This window comes from Streptomyces sp. SID14436 (assembly GCF_010548465.1).
GTDB lineage: Bacteria > Actinomycetota > Actinomycetes > Streptomycetales > Streptomycetaceae > Streptomyces.
This window is the reverse complement of sequence record NZ_JAAGMD010000226.1, coordinates 1-974: the sequence shown is the minus strand read 5'-3', so window position 1 is coordinate 974 and position 974 is coordinate 1. Positions and strand designations below refer to the sequence as shown.

Below are 974 nucleotides of genomic sequence, written 5' to 3'. Positions count from 1 at the left end.
CGACCGGTGGGGCGCCGAGGTCACCGCCGACGCCGTCGGCCTGTGGACGTACACCGTGGAGGCGTGGGGCGACCCGGTGACCACCTGGCGGCACCACGCGGAGATCAAGATCCCGGCGGGCATCGACACGGAACTCGTGCTGGAGGAGGGGGCCCGCCTGTACGAGCGGGCGGCGGCGGACGTGCCGGACTCCGAGGCGCGGGAGGTCCTGCTGGCGGCCGTGGACGCGCTGCGCGACGCCCGCAGGCCGGCGGCCTCCCGGCTGGCGGCGGCGTTGACGCCGGAGGTGGCGGCGGTGCTGGCCCGCTATCCGCTGCGGGAGCTGGTGACCAGCAGCGAGCCGCTGCCGCTGCTGGTGGAGCGGGAACGGGCGCTGTACGGGTCGTGGTACGAGTTCTTCCCGCGTTCGGAGGGCACCGCGCGGGAGCCGCACGGCACGTTCGACACGGCCGCGCGGCGGCTGGACGCGATCGCGGCGATGGGCTTCGACGTGGTGTACCTGCCGCCGATCCATCCGATCGGGACCACGTTCCGCAAGGGCCCGAACAACACCCTGGACGCCGGTCCGGACGATGTGGGGGTGCCGTGGGCGATCGGGTCGGCGGAGGGCGGGCACGACGCGGTGCATCCGCGGCTGGGCACGCTGGAGGACTTCGCCCGGTTCGTGGCGCGGGCCGGGGAGCTGGGGATGGAGGTGGCGCTGGACTTCGCGTTGCAGTGCTCGCCGGACCATCCGTGGGTGCACAAGCATCCGGAGTGGTTCCACCACCGCCCGGACGGGTCGATCGCGTATGCGGAGAACCCGCCGAAGAAGTACCAGGACATCTATCCGATCGCCTTCGACGCGGATCTGGACGGGCTGGTGGCGGAGACCTGCCGGGTGCTGCGGCACTGGATGGGGGTGGGGGTGCGGATCTTCCGGGTGGACAATCCGCACACCAAGCCGGTGGTGTTCTGGGAGCGGGTGATCGGTG

General features: G+C 72.6%; 1 protein-coding gene. It reads left to right on the top strand.

The genetic code is table 11. The annotated features are described in order from the left end of the window. On the top strand, positions 1 to 974 hold a 974-nt coding region (locus G3I53_RS08125), incomplete at both ends, for a maltotransferase domain-containing protein (RefSeq protein WP_164438174.1).